This is a genomic window from Paenibacillus sp. OAE614 (assembly GCF_040546645.1).
Lineage (GTDB): Bacteria > Bacillota > Bacilli > Paenibacillales > Paenibacillaceae > Paenibacillus_AQ > Paenibacillus_AQ favisporus.
Map to the genome: position 1 here is coordinate 5,748,223 of NZ_JBEPOD010000001.1, position 15,527 is coordinate 5,763,749.

At 47.7% G+C, this 15,527-nt stretch carries 19 protein-coding genes and 1 pseudogene; 6 read left to right on the plus strand and 14 right to left on the minus strand.

The window, feature by feature from the left end; translation table 11 throughout:
• Positions 1 to 15: 15 nt before the first annotated feature.
• The 6 genes from ABIE48_RS26410 to ABIE48_RS26435 all read right to left on the minus strand — a co-directional run bounded on the left by ABIE48_RS26410 (position 16) and on the right by ABIE48_RS26435 (position 5,942).
• On the minus strand, positions 16 to 420 hold the full coding sequence (locus tag ABIE48_RS26410; RefSeq protein WP_145028635.1) for a pentapeptide repeat-containing protein: 405 nt from the start codon (positions 418 to 420) through the stop codon (positions 16 to 18).
• A gap of 94 nt (positions 421 to 514) precedes the next feature.
• Positions 515 to 1,450: a sigma-70 family RNA polymerase sigma factor gene (locus ABIE48_RS26415; RefSeq protein WP_192717077.1), complete on the minus strand. Its 936-nt coding sequence runs from the start codon at positions 1,448 to 1,450 to the stop codon at positions 515 to 517.
• An 81-nt stretch (positions 1,451 to 1,531) separates the two neighbouring features.
• Positions 1,532 to 2,200, minus strand: a complete 669-nt coding sequence (locus ABIE48_RS26420; protein ID WP_192717078.1) for an FMN-dependent NADH-azoreductase — start codon at positions 2,198 to 2,200, stop codon at positions 1,532 to 1,534.
• A 149-nt stretch (positions 2,201 to 2,349) separates the two neighbouring features.
• Entirely contained in the window at positions 2,350 to 3,489 is a 1,140-nt protein-coding gene (locus ABIE48_RS26425; protein ID WP_192717079.1) for a toxic anion resistance protein, read from the minus strand.
• 28 nt (positions 3,490 to 3,517) lie between these two features.
• Positions 3,518 to 5,203 carry a vWA domain-containing protein gene (locus ABIE48_RS26430; RefSeq protein WP_192717080.1) on the minus strand — a complete coding sequence of 562 codons (1,686 nt, stop codon included), beginning with the start codon at positions 5,201 to 5,203 and terminating at the stop codon, positions 3,518 to 3,520.
• Positions 5,204 to 5,213: 10 nt separating this feature from the next.
• Positions 5,214 to 5,942, minus strand: coding sequence for a hypothetical protein (locus ABIE48_RS26435; RefSeq protein ID WP_076174015.1), 729 nt, complete (start codon positions 5,940 to 5,942; stop codon positions 5,214 to 5,216).
• A 265-nt stretch (positions 5,943 to 6,207) separates the two neighbouring features.
• Between ABIE48_RS26435 and ABIE48_RS26440 the strand changes: the two genes are divergently transcribed.
• Positions 6,208 to 6,375, plus strand: coding sequence for a hypothetical protein (locus tag ABIE48_RS26440; RefSeq protein WP_192717081.1), 168 nt, complete (start codon positions 6,208 to 6,210; stop codon positions 6,373 to 6,375).
• 97 nt (positions 6,376 to 6,472) lie between these two features.
• Here ABIE48_RS26440 and ABIE48_RS26445 read toward each other — a convergent pair whose 3' ends face one another.
• From ABIE48_RS26445 to ABIE48_RS26460, 4 genes are all read right to left on the minus strand, one after another.
• Positions 6,473 to 7,621, minus strand: coding sequence for an MFS transporter (locus ABIE48_RS26445; protein ID WP_192717082.1), 1,149 nt, complete (start codon positions 7,619 to 7,621; stop codon positions 6,473 to 6,475).
• Positions 7,622 to 7,726: 105 nt separating this feature from the next.
• A complete protein-coding gene (locus tag ABIE48_RS26450; protein WP_192717083.1) occupies positions 7,727 to 8,803 on the minus strand; it encodes an LLM class flavin-dependent oxidoreductase in 1,077 nt (358 codons plus the stop codon).
• 93 nt (positions 8,804 to 8,896) lie between these two features.
• Positions 8,897 to 9,175 carry an ArsR/SmtB family transcription factor gene (locus ABIE48_RS26455; RefSeq protein WP_105444201.1) on the minus strand — a complete coding sequence of 93 codons (279 nt, stop codon included), beginning with the start codon at positions 9,173 to 9,175 and terminating at the stop codon, positions 8,897 to 8,899.
• A gap of 188 nt (positions 9,176 to 9,363) precedes the next feature.
• Positions 9,364 to 9,867: a GNAT family N-acetyltransferase gene (locus ABIE48_RS26460; RefSeq protein ID WP_145141097.1), complete on the minus strand. Its 504-nt coding sequence runs from the start codon at positions 9,865 to 9,867 to the stop codon at positions 9,364 to 9,366.
• A 347-nt stretch (positions 9,868 to 10,214) separates the two neighbouring features.
• On the opposite strand from ABIE48_RS26460, the gene ABIE48_RS26465 reads away from it, so the two are divergent.
• Positions 10,215 to 10,541 carry a GNAT family N-acetyltransferase gene (locus ABIE48_RS26465; RefSeq protein WP_354520712.1) on the plus strand — a complete coding sequence of 109 codons (327 nt, stop codon included), beginning with the start codon at positions 10,215 to 10,217 and terminating at the stop codon, positions 10,539 to 10,541.
• 16 nt (positions 10,542 to 10,557) lie between these two features.
• On the opposite strand, the gene ABIE48_RS26470 is transcribed toward ABIE48_RS26465, so the two are convergent.
• Genes ABIE48_RS26470 through ABIE48_RS26480 form a run of 3 tightly spaced genes read right to left on the minus strand, consistent with a single transcriptional unit; the run spans position 10,558 to position 11,885 of the window.
• Positions 10,558 to 10,992: a YvaD family protein gene (locus tag ABIE48_RS26470; RefSeq protein ID WP_192717084.1), complete on the minus strand. Its 435-nt coding sequence runs from the start codon at positions 10,990 to 10,992 to the stop codon at positions 10,558 to 10,560.
• Position 10,993: 1 nt separating this feature from the next.
• A complete protein-coding gene (locus ABIE48_RS26475; protein WP_145028619.1) occupies positions 10,994 to 11,317 on the minus strand; it encodes a DMT family transporter in 324 nt (107 codons plus the stop codon).
• Positions 11,318 to 11,324: 7 nt separating this feature from the next.
• Positions 11,325 to 11,885 carry a TetR/AcrR family transcriptional regulator gene (locus ABIE48_RS26480; protein WP_192717085.1) on the minus strand — a complete coding sequence of 187 codons (561 nt, stop codon included), beginning with the start codon at positions 11,883 to 11,885 and terminating at the stop codon, positions 11,325 to 11,327.
• A gap of 159 nt (positions 11,886 to 12,044) precedes the next feature.
• On the opposite strand from ABIE48_RS26480, the pseudogene ABIE48_RS26485 reads away from it, so the two are divergent.
• Positions 12,045 to 12,262, plus strand: a pseudogene (locus tag ABIE48_RS26485) (transposase domain-containing protein); the annotation flags it as partial.
• A 234-nt stretch (positions 12,263 to 12,496) separates the two neighbouring features.
• Here the strand turns inward: ABIE48_RS26485 and ABIE48_RS26490 are convergent.
• On the minus strand, positions 12,497 to 13,273 hold the full coding sequence (locus ABIE48_RS26490; RefSeq protein ID WP_145028615.1) for an SDR family NAD(P)-dependent oxidoreductase: 777 nt from the start codon (positions 13,271 to 13,273) through the stop codon (positions 12,497 to 12,499).
• A 291-nt stretch (positions 13,274 to 13,564) separates the two neighbouring features.
• On the opposite strand from ABIE48_RS26490, the gene ABIE48_RS26495 reads away from it, so the two are divergent.
• The 3 genes from ABIE48_RS26495 to ABIE48_RS26505 all read left to right on the plus strand — a co-directional run bounded on the left by ABIE48_RS26495 (position 13,565) and on the right by ABIE48_RS26505 (position 15,463).
• Positions 13,565 to 14,137, plus strand: coding sequence for a TetR/AcrR family transcriptional regulator (locus ABIE48_RS26495; RefSeq protein ID WP_192717087.1), 573 nt, complete (start codon positions 13,565 to 13,567; stop codon positions 14,135 to 14,137).
• Positions 14,138 to 14,664: 527 nt separating this feature from the next.
• Complete coding sequence (locus tag ABIE48_RS26500; RefSeq protein ID WP_354519959.1) at positions 14,665 to 14,991, plus strand: helix-turn-helix domain-containing protein; 327 nt, start codon at positions 14,665 to 14,667, stop codon at positions 14,989 to 14,991.
• Positions 14,992 to 15,013: 22 nt separating this feature from the next.
• The gene (locus tag ABIE48_RS26505) at positions 15,014 to 15,463 is read left to right on the plus strand and encodes a VOC family protein (protein WP_192717089.1); all 450 of its coding nucleotides are present in this window, start codon (positions 15,014 to 15,016) and stop codon (positions 15,461 to 15,463) included.
• Positions 15,464 to 15,527: the final 64 nt, after the last annotated feature.

Here is a 15,527-nt window from a genome sequence, read left to right on the forward strand (position 1 = left end):
TGCTTTATCTGTATCCTACTCTCTCTGTTCCACAGGAACATGCTTTTGGATTAATTCTTCGATGTTGATCCCATTGATGACCAATCCTGATATGTCGCAGTTTTGAAAATTGGCGTTCGTAAAATCACAGTCGGTGATCCGCCCGTTCTGGAAGCTGCAGTCTGTAAAACGGACGCCTTCCTTGTTGTGTTCTGTATCAGGCTGGCTTGGATCTCCGTAGCCGATGGATTGAAAATGTGCGCCGCCCCATTGAGCACCGTCAATGGCAAGTTCGCTCAAATTCGCATCGGAAATATGCATTCCCGTCAAATTCACATCGTTCATGCTCATCCCGCTGCCATTGCAGCATTGAATTTCCGTTTCACTGAGGTCGCAGCAATTGAAGCTTGAATGGCTTAAATTTTGTTGTTCAAATTTCAAAATGCATACCTCTTTCCCTTCTGGAATTTTTAACCATATGGGATATTCTACATGTTGTTTCCGAAACCCTTTTTATGTCTGCCAAAAAAAGCCGTTACAGGGTCACATGCTGCAGTTTATCCGGATTCGTGACCATAAACATACGGACAGGCCGCGAGTCGCTGCCAAACTGGAAGGACAGCACCGCAAAGAGCTCGTCACCACGGTTCAACCGCAGGCCGGGCTGCCCGTTGACGTCGATCAGCAGCTGATTCTCCGGCTTGATATTTCCTGGGGCAATCCCTTGAAGGAAGGCCAGGATACGATTGCTGCCGATGATCGGGAAGATCGCCGAGCGAACCTTGCCGCCGCCATCCGTGTACAATCGGGCATCATCCGCAAGCATGCCGACAAATTCCCTGAAATCGCCGGAATTCGCCGCTGCCATAAAAGCGCGGGATAGCAGCTCCGCATGCTTGGCCTGGTCGGAAGTGACGCGAGTGCTTTCTACAGGCACTGCAATCGGCGGCTCGGCGGCCGCTCTCTCCTCCCGCCCCGGAACCGGCGCGGTGCTGACCTTCTGCTTCGCCCGGCTGTACAGCTTCCGGCAGTTCGCATCGCTTTTGTCCAGCAGCTCGGCGATATCCTGGTAATCGTAATCGAGCGTTTCACGGAGAATGAAGACGGCCCTCTCCACCGGCGACAGCTGTTCCAGAAGGACGAGCAGCGCGTAGGAGACCGATTCGGCTTGGATCGCTGCCGTTTCGGGAGTTTGACCTGCATCAGCCGTCTCAGGTTCCGGCAGCCAAGGGCCGGTATATACTTCGCGTGTTTTGCGGGCCGACTTCAGCACATTGATGCTCCGGTTGGTAACCATTTTAAGCAAATAGGCCTTCATGTTTAAAATATGACCGGTCGGTATCGTCTCCAGCGCAGTAAAAATATCCTGTACAATATCCTCGGCGTCCGTGAGCGACCCCAGCATTCGGTAGGCGATGCTGCTCAGCAGCGGCTTATACTCTACATATAAACTGGATGTATCTGTTGCCATCTATCCATCTCCGTCCCCGCTCTTTTTTCGCTTATTGTAACATAGCCGACGTGAATCCGGGGCTGACGCCCTCACGATGAATTACTTGCTCCCTGCCTGATTGGACACTTGCATCCCCTGATGTGCCAAAGAAGCCGCCGCAGATTCGGCTTCTTGAAATGCCTTAGCCAGCACCTCATCCCTCTTCAAGGAATGATTGCCCTGTGCCCGGATGATTTGATAGTCGACGCCCATAAAATTAAACATCGACTTCAAATAACGATGGGAGTACTCGACTTCCGTGTACCAATCCTGGTTCGTATAAATCCCGTCACTTGCCTGAATGACGACAACGTTCCGGCCGTCGGTCAGCAGACCGATCGATCCCTTGTCTGTATAGGCGAAGGTCTCTTTGGCGATCAGGATGTTATCCATATAATCTTTAAGCTTCGAAGGAATATTAAAGTTATGCAGCGGCATGGCGATGACGTACCTCTTGGCGCTCTTGAACTGCCGAAGGATATCCGACATCCGCGAAGTGAGCCGCTGCTCTTCTTCCGTTAAGTGCTCATTTTTTTGCATTTTTTCCTGTGCGCTGAAAAATATCCGATCAATGCAAGGCACATCTTCCGCATATAAATCAATTTGTTCGATAGGTCCCTCCGGATTTAAGTTTCGATAAGTTTCTAAAAAGTGCCGTAGCACGGTCAAGCTTACAGATGAATCGTCCTCCACTTTCGGATGCGCATTAATGACAAGCAGCTTTTCCATAAATTCAATCTCTCCCTCCTGGTCTCGATACTCTTAAAGACAATTCATGATTTAATTATGTGACATGATGGAGAAATGGATTCAAAAAAACAGCCGGTCACAAAACCGGCTGTCTTCGCACTTCCAATATAGAGTTTCCATGAAACCGGTCACAGACCCAGCGCTTTCCCTTTTTCCAGACGCTGAATGTGCTTCTCCCCCTCATCGGACAAGGCACGGAACTGATTGATCGTATCCCGCATTTTCGGAAGCGCCGCCTGTTTGTAAGAGCTGATCGCTTCAAAGGCGGAGATGGCATCGGAGAAAGCCTGCTTGAGCGTGTCGACGGAGACGCTGGTTTCGATGGCCTGCTTCTGGATCGCCACGCCTTGGTCCTTTAACATCCGGGAGGTGCCGGCAATGATATTGTTCGTCGTTTGATTCAGCATCTCGATCTTCTTGAGCACAATGCCTTGATTGTACAGCGCGCTGGCCACGGTCACCGCGATTTTCAGCGCCGAGATCGTGACGGTTTTGGCCCGGTCCACGCCACGGATCAGCTCGCGGTTGTTGCGGATGACCACTTCATAGGCCATGATGCCCTGCTGGTTGACCACCAGCATCTGCTGAAGATCCATCACGCGCTGCCGCATCGGAAAGAGGACTTCCTCCGTAATAAAACGGACTTTTTCCGGATCTTCTCCCCTTTGCTTGGCCGCTTCAATCTGCGCCTCGATCGATTCGTCCATCATCGTCCCCAGCTGAATTTCTTTCTTCAGCGTCTTCGTCAGCTCCCGGATCGTTTGCTGCTCCAGCTCCAGCGTCGTGTTGTCGTTTTTGAGCGTCGTTTTCCCTTTGTCGAGGGATACGACAATGTCAGCAATGACGTCGTCTGCCTTCTCAAACTTCAAAAAGTATGCCCGCAGCGGGTTGAACAGCTTGCCAAGGAATCCCTTTTTGGCAAAGTCGATCAGACTGGGGTCCAGATCCTTCAGCTGCGTATGCAGTTCCGTCAGCCCTTTGGCAACGGCTCCCCCTTCGTCCCCGCCTTTGGAAAGATTGCCGACAGACACCTGCAGCAGGTTGTTCTTCTCGGAAGAAAGCTTCATCGTATCCAGCCCGAAGCTGTCGATCGATTGCAGAATCTCCTTGCGTTTGTCCAGCGACTCCACATCCAGCTCCATAATGGAAGCCACATTCGCATCGGCGATTTCTTTCAGCTTCGCTACCTCTTCCGGTACCGGCTTGACTTCCTCCTCGATCACAGCCTGGATCTGCTCCGCACTTGAGACACTCATCGTAAACGCCATATCTCATCCTCCCCCTTTGACTTCACCCTTACATTTGAACGTTGAACAGATTTCCGATCTTGTACACGACGTCATCGGTATCCGCATTGATGCTGGCGGCTTCGTTAATGCTGGAGATGCTTTGCAAAGCCTTGATGTTGGCGTTATAGCCAATGGTATAAATCGGAACCTTATAGTTCTCAATCAGTCCTTTGATATCGCTGAGCGAATTGCCTTTGTTCGTTTCACCGTCGCTTAGTACGAAAATAACGGGTTTCATGTTCGGATCGGCCGCCAGCTGGTCCTGCAGCATTTTGAGCGCAACCACGATGCCGTCAAACGTCGCGGTCTGGCCGCTGGCCTGAAGGCTGTTCACGGCGCCCACAAACATCGACTGCTGATTGACGTCGTATTTTCCGATCGGGAGCTGGATGGTCACGTCGTCGGCATAAGAAACCATGCCGATGCTGTTGTCTTTGCCCAAATATTTTTGGCCCTTGATCAGTGATTCCTTCAGGCGGTTCAGCGGTTCACCATCCATGCTGCCTGACGTGTCCGCCACAAATACGGCTACAATCGGCTTGCTTCCGTTCTTCTTCTCTTTCCATACCTTCTGGGCGGATGTCAGCAGCTTCCCGTCAATCGGGGCCATCTCGGATTTGTAATCCTCAAGCCCGTTGAAGCCTTTGTCTTTCGCTGCTTTAACGTACTTATCCTGGGTTACGAATTCTGCGAACTTTTTCAAAATGGCCAGCTTCTCCGGCGTAGTATCGCCAAGCGCGTAGAGCGGGCTGTCGTGACGAACGCCAAAAGGCGTGAAGACATAACCGCTTTTCAGGTCAGGTGCGTTGACGAACGTCTGGTACTCCAGAATGAACCCGTCGAGGGAGCCCGATGTGGCCGCATCCCGCATTTGGATCGTCGTCGAGGCAATGAACGGTACGTTGGCTTGGAATTTCTCGAACCCTTGAACCGCTTTATCGCTTAAAATATTGGAGCTGTCGAACGTATTCAGCGAGGTCACCAGAAAATTCAGACCGGTCGAACTGGCAAAAGGATCCGTATAACCCATGACAAGCTCGTTGCTTGCGATCGCATCCGTTACCGTTTTGACATTGATGGAACCGTACTTTTCGACGAGTGCATCATATTTGGACTTCTTGATGACGATCCCTGGAACGTTGCCCACGAGGCGCTTAGACACCAATTGGGTTTTGACGCCGCTGGACTTGACCATCTCTCCCCATAATTCGTTGGATGGCGTAAAGGCATCCGGTACATATTTACCTGACATGATATAGTCTGCTGCCGTGCCGGAAGCGATGTTGCGGACCTTAACCGATACGGGAGTTCCGTTTACAGCCACATTCGCTTTATTGAACTCGGTCGCCGCCTCCGTGAGCCAGCCGTCCACGCCGCTTCCCGACTTCTCGGTCGATGAGAAGATCTCGACATAATGATCATTCGTGTTCGGCACCGTAATCGGAAATTTGCTGATATCCGGAAGGGATGAGGCCACATCCACCGGGTCCAGGTCAATTTGTCCTTTTACAGGCGTTGCCGTTGCGGGTGAAATCTTCGAATACAGTTTATCCAGCCGTTTGGCTGCGTCTTCCGCGGTCACCTGGTCTTTCGATTTCCCGAGATTCGAGGTTACCGTAATTCCCCCGTACACGAGCGCAAATACAAAAATCAACACGATCACTGAAGTCAGAATAAACCTGCCCTTCTTCACATAAACACCTCTAATTCTTATAATATTTGGTTTGATTAATTAACAGATCGATTTCCTGCATGCACGGCATCTTCTCGATGTCGCCGGCTTCGAAGCTGTCCAGGCGGGATATTTCCAGCAGGAGCTTATCCAGCTTGAGCAGGATCTCTTCATTGGTCGCCAGGGAGTTCTTGGTGAATGTTAAATACTCGTTGTAGATCTGCTTTCTTTCTTGGAGTAATTCTGGAGGTAGATGAGAGGCTTTAGATCCACTAAGACTTTTAAACTCGGATTCGTCGAATGCGCCCAGCCGGTTCAGGATGCTTTTGAGGTTGAGGTAAAATACGTTTTCTACCGCCTGGACCGTCGACATGAATTTTTTGTAGCTAAGCTCGCTCGGATCGAAACGCTGTGTCAACACGCCGACCAATTTGTACTTCTTGCGTGCGATGCGGTCGAGCTGATTTAAAGCAAGGGATATATCCGCTTCTAACGCTTTGACTTTCTTGTAGTACTGCAAGGCATTTACGTAGTCATCATGCGTCTGGATCTGTTTGACCGGCACGGCAGCCGGAGTCTTGGCGTTAACACTGTAAACCGAATAAATGAGGACCAGAACACTCGCCAGAAGGAAGGTAATCCCGAATGCCGTCGAAAAGGCGCTGCCGCCGAGGTTAAGACCGATAAACCCCGGGGAGAACAGAACGATGTTCACGACGATGACCCCCAGAGTGATACCCAGCAGTTTTATGTATTTCATTCCCAATTAGGTTCGCACCTCCTTCATCACTAATCTCATCCTTTACCATATTCTACATGATGATGTTTTGGGATGTCATTTTTTGTAACGATTTATTTTTAATACGGTTCGATCTCCGTTTTGGCTTCATTTATATAGATTGAACTAAAGGTTTGCATTGAGCTTCCTTTTACAGCAGCTCACTAGAGGCCTATAACACGTTCATTCTTTAGTTCATTTATATTAAGGAGCTACTTATTTTCCTTATGCTCGGCAAGGTGGCAGTATGAACGAATGGAAGGAGATAGACTGGCAAAGAAAGCAGGGGCAGCATGTTTCGCTGGTCGCAAAAAGACAGCCGCTCAACAAGCCGGCTGCCTTCATTTTGGACGGAGCTATTGCACTTACGCTAGATGATGAATCACTCAAGTGGATAATGGGGGCAAGTACGTAAAATGTTCCTGCGACCGCTCTTGTTTTCGGATTTCTTAATGTATAGAGCCTTCTTAAGGGAGAAATCCGAAAGTCAAAGCCAGTGCTTCCAGCTCTTCTCATGCAGCCTGGCGGCGCATTGTCAAAGAATACACGGCCGGGATCAGCCCAAGGGCGACCCCTATTCCACCCAGCCAGCCGGCTGCTGTCAGAGAGATGCTGTCCACAATAACGCCTCCGATAACAGCCCCTACAGCCATCCCCAACTGCACAATGGAGGTGTTCAAGCTTAAGATGATCCCCGAAGCCTGTGGAGCCATACCGATTAAGTACACTTGTTGAACCGGGCCCGTCGACCAAGCAAAGAAGGACCACAACATCAGTAGAGGCAGTACAAGCATGGAGTGATGGGCAAACGCCGCCAGCAAGAATAAAATACCCGAGTGAAAAAGCAGACTCCCCACCATCGTGCGGGGGATCCCCCATTTATCTACACCGTAGCCGCCAACTTGGGAGCCCAAGAGACTTGCCAGCCCAAATGCAAACAGCCCGATGCTTACCATCCGTTCGCTCATCCCCGTAATGGTCAGAAGAAACGGTGTGATATAGGTATACAGAATCGTATATCCCATTATCCAGAAAAAGCTGATGGACAGCGCAGCGAAGATCCGGGGCGTTTTGAACAAGGCGAGCTGTTCCCGAATGGGAACGGGAGCCTCTCCCTCTGATTTGGGAATCGCCAGCAGAAGAACCAACATGGCGAGCAGGCTGAGCACCCCGATCCCCGTGAAAATGACCTTCCAGTCATACGAGCCCGCAACGACCCTTCCCAGAGGAACCCCCAGAATGAGCGCGAGATTAAAGCCCAAGAGAACGGTGGCGATCGAACCACCCTGCTTACCGGGACTTGCCATCTTGGCCGCTACGGTAAGGGCGACAACCATGAATACCCCGGTGCTGATCGCCAGTATGATTCTTGCTCCCATCAGCATGCCGTAGCCGGTAGATGTGATGGTGATCAGGTTACCTATGAAAAACAAACTCAAAGCCAACAGCATAAGCTTCTTCCGATCCATCCTTGCCGTGAGCGCAACCAGAATCGGAGTACCGATCGCATAGGCAAGCGAGTAGACGGTAATCAGCTGGCCGGCCGCCGCTACCGACACGCCAACGTCCTTTGCAAGCATATCCAGTATGCCGGCAATCACAAACTCAGAGGTTCCGACTAAAAAGCTCGCAATCGCCAATATATAAATTTTCCATCTCATATCGTATCTCTCCTCTTCCCATCAATTTTACAGTTCTAAATCTGTAGAAATCATTACTAAAAAAAATATTGCCCCCATCCTTAGGCATCTAACGCCCCGATCGGGTCACTGCGCTCCATCATTACCGCTTGATGCTTGACGGTCGAGCTCTTGACGGACTATCGGTGTTACCTTGGTGCCGAGCAGCTCAATCGTTCGCAGCAATTCGCGATGAGGGAGCGTGCTGAAATCTACGTACATGAGAAATCGGGTCAGGCCCAGATTCTTGTGCAGCAGTAAGATTTTCTCCGCCACATATTCAGGGTCCCCGACATAAAGAGCGCCATGAAGGCTGCAGGATGCATCGTATGAATCACGTGTATAAGGAGACCAACCGCGTTCCCGTCCGATCCGGTTCATTTGGGCCGCCATCACAGGGTAATACCGCTCTGACGCCTCTTGTGTCGTATCGGATATAAAGCCATGCGAGTGCGTAGCAATCTGCAGCTGATTTGGATCATGCCCGGCTTTGACAGCCGCTTCCTTATAGAGCTCCACCAAGGGTGCGAATCGCTGCGGAGGTCCGCCAAGGATTGAGAAGACGATCGGAAGTCCCAGCAAGCCGGCCCGTATGGCCGATTCCGGGCTGCCGCCCGTGCCGATCCAGACCGGTAAAGGCTGCTGCACAGCACGAGGATAGATGCCCATATTGTCAATCGCAGGACGATGTCCGCCGCGCCATGTCACCCGCTCTGAAGCGCGGATCTTGAGCAGCAGTTCCAGCTTATCTTCGAACAATTCCTCGTAATCCTTCAGGTCATAGCCGAACAGCGGGAACGATTCGATGAACGAGCCTCGTCCGGCCATGATCTCAGCCCTCCCGTTCGACAGTCCGTCAAGCGTCGCAAAGCTCTGATATACCCGCACCGGATCATCCGAAGACAACACCGTCACCGCGCTCGAGAGCCGGATCTTTTTCGTAGTCGCCGCAGCGGCAGCCAATATGACGGCTGGCGACGAGCTTGTATAGTCGATACGGTGATGCTCGCCGATGGCAAAGACGTCAAGGCCGACTTGATCGGCCAATTGGATCTCCTCGATCGCTTGACGCAGACGCTCGGCATGTGAGACACCCCCTTTTTCGGGATCTGCATGAAGAAACGTACTGATTCCAATCTCCATCGTATTTGCTTTGTCGCTCATAAGAGTGCACTCCTTCTTCATAGGGTATAGAGGATAACTTGTACAACCATCAATTCCTCAGTTCTAGAACTATCGAAATGTTGGTTAAAAAAATTACGCCATTAAATAAGGCGCAAATTTTTCCGCCACTTCCCGATTGACGTTATAGTGAATATACGATCCGCTTTTCCGTGAATCAATCAGACCGGAATCCGTCAGCTGCTTCAGATGATGCGACAGCGTCGAACCCGCAACTGATTCAAGCTTTTCACCGATGGCCGTGAAGCATAAATCACTTTCTTTCGAGAGCAGCAAGGCGATCTTCAGCCGGGTTGGTTCCCCCAGAGCTTTATATACCTTAACGGCCTGCAGATCTGTTTGATGATCACCCATGATGATGCTCACCTCCTCCATCTATTCCGCAGTTCTATAACTATCGAAATCCAGTTTAACATGATGCCGTTGGAAAGTAAAGGGCTTCACCTAGGAGCTGCAAATGGTCTGCTAGATCAATGAAAGGCAGCCGGTCCTTGGGCCGGCTGCTGCTTGGTTTTAGGTTTGGTTTTGCGTTTGGCGCATCCTTAGACACAAATAATAGAAGGTGGCGAGTTGAGCCGCAATACCGTGATTTGCTCGTCTCCGATCACTTCACCACTGTCACGGAAGCCGAAGCTCTCATACAGCTTTTTGGCGGGCGCGTTATCAGCCTTGTAAGAAATCCAGCAGTATTGTGCAGGACCTGCCGGAAAAGTGCGTATAAACTCCAGCACCTTTTTCATGGCTTCCCGGCCATAGCCCTTGTTTTGGTGTCGCTGATCCATCATCAGCCGCAGTATACAATAGCCGTCATCTGCGATGGACGGGGTATCGTAACCGGTAATTTTATACGTGATCATCACAAAGCCGACAGGCTGCTCATCCGCGTAAATGGCAAACGGAAAAGGATGCCCACCATTGGTGGCAAGAACATAACATGAAGCTACGCTGGACAAATTGGACGCAACGAAGCGGCGCTGATCTTCCGAAACCTCTAGTTTAAATATTTCGCGTCTGTTTTCGAGCGTGATTTTTCTGAGTGTAATCATGCAGGATTTCTCCCTTCCTTATCTTCGGCAAGATCACCGATTCGTTTTTGCGCCGCGGTCGCTTTAATAACATACAATCTATGCAAAAAAAGTAATAGACTTATATTGAATTTTTTTATAGACTATTCTGTATCCATGGCATTTTTAGGAATATGTCTATATGGCATTTCGTGAACCGGCGCATTGTTGTGCCGGTTTTTTATTTTTATAACGATAATAAGAAAAACTTCTATCGACGTACCTTCAAAGAAGACAGACCACGTTTAAAGGTAATTTTTCTTGCAATATCAGGAAGCAATGGCTCTGGAGTTTATACTCTCTGATATTATAAAAAATTAAAAACATTCATCAATTTAAACAGCATTGACGAGAGAAACGGAACGTTTAGTATCGGGATCGTCATCGATAAAGAGCATCGTGGTAAGGGTTATGGTACGCGGGCAATGGAAATCCTCTTAAGGTATGCTTTTTTGGAACGAAGGCTTCATAAATTCAATGATTCCGTTCTGGAAGGAAATGTAGGTTCTTCGAGGATGATGCAAAAACTCGGCTGTGTTCAAGAAGGGGTGCGAAGACAGGTAGTTTATATCAATGGCAAATACATGGATTTTATTTTGTATGGTTTAACTAAAGATGAGTTTATTCAAAAGCAAAACGAGAAACTCAACATATAAACGGAGAAGGGGCTGCCTAGAGCAGCTCCTTTTTTATGCCTGATTTACTTAGTGCACTCGTGGGGGGAGGAGCTTTAAGAAGCTTTGGAATAAAAAATAGAGGATAAATCAGTAAATACAGATTGGGTATCCACCACATCAGGTCGTAGTCCGCTTTAATGATCCAGAACGCTATCGCCTGCAAACCCGAACAGAAGGTTAGGGTAAGAGAGATCAAAGCCATCTGGCTCCATCTGAGATCATGGCGTTTATGTAAATATAGACTGTATATTCCTGTTATCGAAATGAAAATATCTAACGGAAAAAAGGACCAATTCCAGATGACTAATAACTCGTTGCTATAATCCGGGTATAGGTAAGCTTTGGGAATAAGCGCAAAGATCGTAACGATCCAATACACCATAAATCCGATATCTGTAAACAAGAACAGCACTCTCAATTTCTTACTCAAATCACGCTCTCCCCCCGCCAAGATTTAAACCGATGACGCCGGCAATGATAAGTATGATCGAGATGGTCTTCAATAGAGTCAATGGTTCAGAAAAAATGAGTATACCGATAATAACAACAATAGCTGTTCCTAGACCGGACCAAATCGCATACGCAATGCTCACCTCGATTCCTTTTAATGCAAAATTCAAAAAGGTTAAACTGGAAGCGTAAAAAACAAAAAGCAGCAAAGAAGGAGTAAGCCTGCTGAAGCCTTCCGACAATTTCATTGTTGTCGTTCCCGCTACTTCCGCAAGGATAGCCAACGTTAATAATATCCAGTGCATACCATTCCTAACCTTCTTTCTGTACAATGCCGGACAATAGAATGTCCACCATGTCTTCTAAGCTTTCCTGCAGACCTTTGTTACTCTTACGTGATGAGGGGTCTTCTATTAGCCGATAGAATCCGCCGACATACAGGTCAATAAATAATTCAGTGTCAAAAGAGCGAAGAATCCCTTCGCTGATGCCTTCATTAAACAAGCTATGGATGCTGTCCCATTGTTGATTCAGAAATTGATCCAGCAGCTTCCACTGCAATGGATAGAAACGTTGGAGGTCCGTTATAAGGTTCATATCTACAAACTGAAAATCTGCAGGAACAAGAACTAAACACTTTTTCAATTTAGTCAGTGTACTCAGTTCATTGTCTTCAAGAATTACCTTCTCCTTCTCTTTCAATTCATTCATCGTATCATCGAGAATGGCAGTAATGAGTTCCTCTTTTGAAGAGAATATTCCATAGAGTGTTTTCGTACTCATCCCCGAAAGCTTCGCAAGTTCCGCCATGGTGAAACGGAGACCTCTTCGCTTGATTTCGTGTCTTACCACTTCCATAATTCGATCATTCATTCATTTCACTCCTGTTGCGGAAAATAATAAAAATATAATATTTTCCTGGTTTTATTCAATATAATACATCCCCTTCCTTTCGTCAACTTACAATGCCCCCTGATTCACCAAAGAAGAAAAGTACAGAGCCGTCGATTTTTCACAATACTCCTGATGGTGTTGTTGTTTGCCAATACGCCGCGCGGAGCAAAGGCTAGTGCGACGATCTACAGCGTGATTGAGACGGTAAAGGATGGCTTGAATCCGTTCAAGTACCTTCAATATTTGTTCGAGCAGCTGCCCCAGTTGTCTGATCCAATGATCCCGACGCGCTCGATAATCTGCTGCCTTGGTCGCCATTGCTCCCTCTCGCTTATCGCATATTTAAAAATGAATAGATAACTTGAAATAGCCCTCATCTTAGAAACAAGATGAGAGCTATTTGACGCTTAAGAATATTTGACCAGCCATACAAACTTCACTTTCGTTTCTTCTGACAAGTTCTTTAGCAAATCAAATAACTTCTAGTTGCGTCTGCTATATTCGATCTCTTGAATGTTGTCGTCAATTACTAGATGAGTAGTTGAGTTGATTTGGTGGGAGATATGGGATTGAATGGGACGACTTCACCCTCACCGTACAGTCAAACCACCATCGATATTGAGAATGGTTCCAGTGACCCACTTTGCTTCGTCAGAGGCCAGATAGACAGCGGCATTCGCCACATCTTCTTCATTTCCAATGTGCCCCAGCGGGTACGCGCTTGTAACGTAGTTCTGATATTCGAGAAGCTCTTCTTGATTCTTTGTATCAAGCCACTTCCGGAAAGTCGATGTGTCAATAGAACCAGGAGCGATAGCGTTAGTGCGGATCTGGAGTTCACCCAACTCGTTAGCGAGCGCTTTGGTGAGCGTATTGATCGCGCCACGTGTCATCGAGTAGGCTGATGATGGCCGTCCCGCAATCATTTTTTGAGACCAATAGGTTGAAATATTGAGAATATTCCCTCTCGTTGCGGTCAGTGCTGGCAGCAAGTGTTGAATGAGAAGAAATGGAACCTTGATATTGAGGTTCACCATTTCATCTAAGAGGCCCAAGGAAAGGTCAGGAAGAGGTTTAAAATGGGCCACCCCAACATTGTTGACTAACACATGTATTTGGCCGTGTGTTCGCTCAAGCAGTGTTGCTGTCACATGTGGAATGCTTGCAAGATCTTTAAGATCGGCAGAGACTGTCTCAACTGAGACACCTTTTGTCTGTAAAATTTGCTTTGCATGGAACAGTTTTTCTTGATTTCGAGCGACTAGGACAAGGTTTGCGCCATTTTCGGCAAATGCCGAAGCAATGGCAAAGCCGATCCCATCGCTTCCTCCTGTAATCACTGCTGTTTTTCTCTCTAATCGCTTCACTGTAACCCTCCTAAACATATAAAATAACTGCCCACGGGTTGTACCCTCGGCTGAAGTGCCTCCATAGGCCCGTTCAATACTAGCTCAGCAAGTTTCTCCGCATAAATGCCCGTGTCTCAACCCTCACAGTTAAAACTACTTTCATCTTTAAAATACACTTGTGCGTGTTATTTGCTTTGTGTATATTCACACTATAATAAAGGTTCGATTGATTCTATAACCACAATACGCAATTTGCGTATTAATACACATATTGTTATCATTGTGTACAAAATAATGGGGGACTGCTCTATGAATAAAATAGATAGAAGAATATTAAAGTCTCGACAGGCTATTCAATCGACCTTTTTGCAAATGTTAGTTAAGGAAGGGTTTGACGAGATTACGGTTAGAAACATGACAGAGAAAGCCAACATTAGTCGAAAAACGTTTTACCTACATTATATGGATAAGTATGATCTATTAGATAAGATTGTGGATGACCATATAGCACAATTGCGAGAAATATGTTATCAAAAAAAAGACATAGGACTTATAGAAGATTCTGTTTCATGGTTTACTTATTTTGAGCAGCATAAATCATTTTTTGCCGCATTGTTTAAAAGCAGAGATGCTTCATCATTTCGCAAAAAGCTATCGTCTTTTACGACGGGGGAGATCAATAAAAAGATTAATGAGGATTCGTATCCCATTACCGATAAGCATATTTTTTTGAAGTTTCTAGGAACGGCAATAATAGGAGTATTGGAATCTTATATACTTGATGAAGTAGATAGCGATATTGAAATTGTAGCTATGCAAGTTAAGCAGCTATTATATAAACTGAACATTCAAATAACTTTTCCTAAAATCGGATACGCCTAAAAGGTAACGTTGGGGATGCCCCTGGCTGGCCAGAATGTTCCGCCCCATCGTCAATTCAAATTTGTGGCTACATACCCGTTCTGAATTTTTGTCCTGACGGACTGCACACTTAGTCTGCAACAAGTCCAGTTAACACTAAGGAAAATCAGCCAACGAAAATCAGCGTTTTCCCCCATAACCATTCTGAAACCATCTGTAAATGTGCCACTCATTCCATCACATACTCCCGCTATAAGCAGCATTAATGCCATAACCTCTCCACTATTGCCTTTACAATCGTCAGCCCTATTTATCCAAAACAGATGTCATTGCTTGATCAGGAGACTATGCCGCTCTATGTCCCACGTGATGGAATTTGGCTCCGCCTTGCCCTCACATTGGAAGGAACGGTACGCCGCAGTTCTTATGCCAAGCAAATCCTTTGCTCACAGCAATTTAACGCCGCATGAACGCGCTGGACTCTTGCCGATTTGACTTTTCTGCAATCTGCACTTGAGCTGCTTTACAATACTAAGGGACAGATCCGTATGAGTACCCTTGCCGCGGAGTGCGATCTTTCATTGCGCCAATTTGAACGGCGATTTAAGCAGTGCATAGGCGTATCGCCCAAGGTGTTCGCACGTCTCCTTCGCTTCGAGGCGCTGCTTACCTCATTGATCCAAGGGCCAGCCACTTCTCTCGCTGACGTCTCATCCCATCTTGGCTATCATGATCAAGCCCATGTCATCCATGAATTCAAGACATGGGCAGGCTGCACGCCAACGGCGTTTCTCGCACGGGCAAAACAGCGGATGATGCAAAAGCCTATTGTCCCCGACCCTCGTAGTGCCCCTATTCCCTTATATATCGTCTAGAAAAAGAAGGAGCTGATGTAGGATGTCTCACACAGAGCAATCTTTTCAAATTCCTTGGCAAAGTATTCATCACATTGCCTTGAATACAGCGGATCTGGACGCAACGATTCGCTTCTACCGGGACGTGTTGGGGATGCAAGCCAGTGATATCGCCCCGTCCCAAGAAGGTCGCGGCAGGCATTGTCTTATTTTGGTTAAACCCAACGACGACAACGTATGGGGCTTCCATTTCTTTGAACGACCGATAGCAAGGACAACGCTGGGCGCTTCAGATACCCATCCACAGAGTTTAGTCCCCCATGTGGCCCTGCGGCTCCCGAACGGGAATGCAGTACAAGCCTTGCGCGAGCGTTTGAGCCATGCTCATGTTTCCGTCACAGAGATTCCCGAACTGGGGACATTTGTGTTTTTTGACAACAATGGTCTATGTTTAGAAGTCACTTGGCCCAAAGGCGAACATGTCTCTTCGTGAAGAGCTTTGGTCGTTTTTCTGCCTTTAAAAACAAAAAAGTCACAGCCACGGATCGTGACTGTGA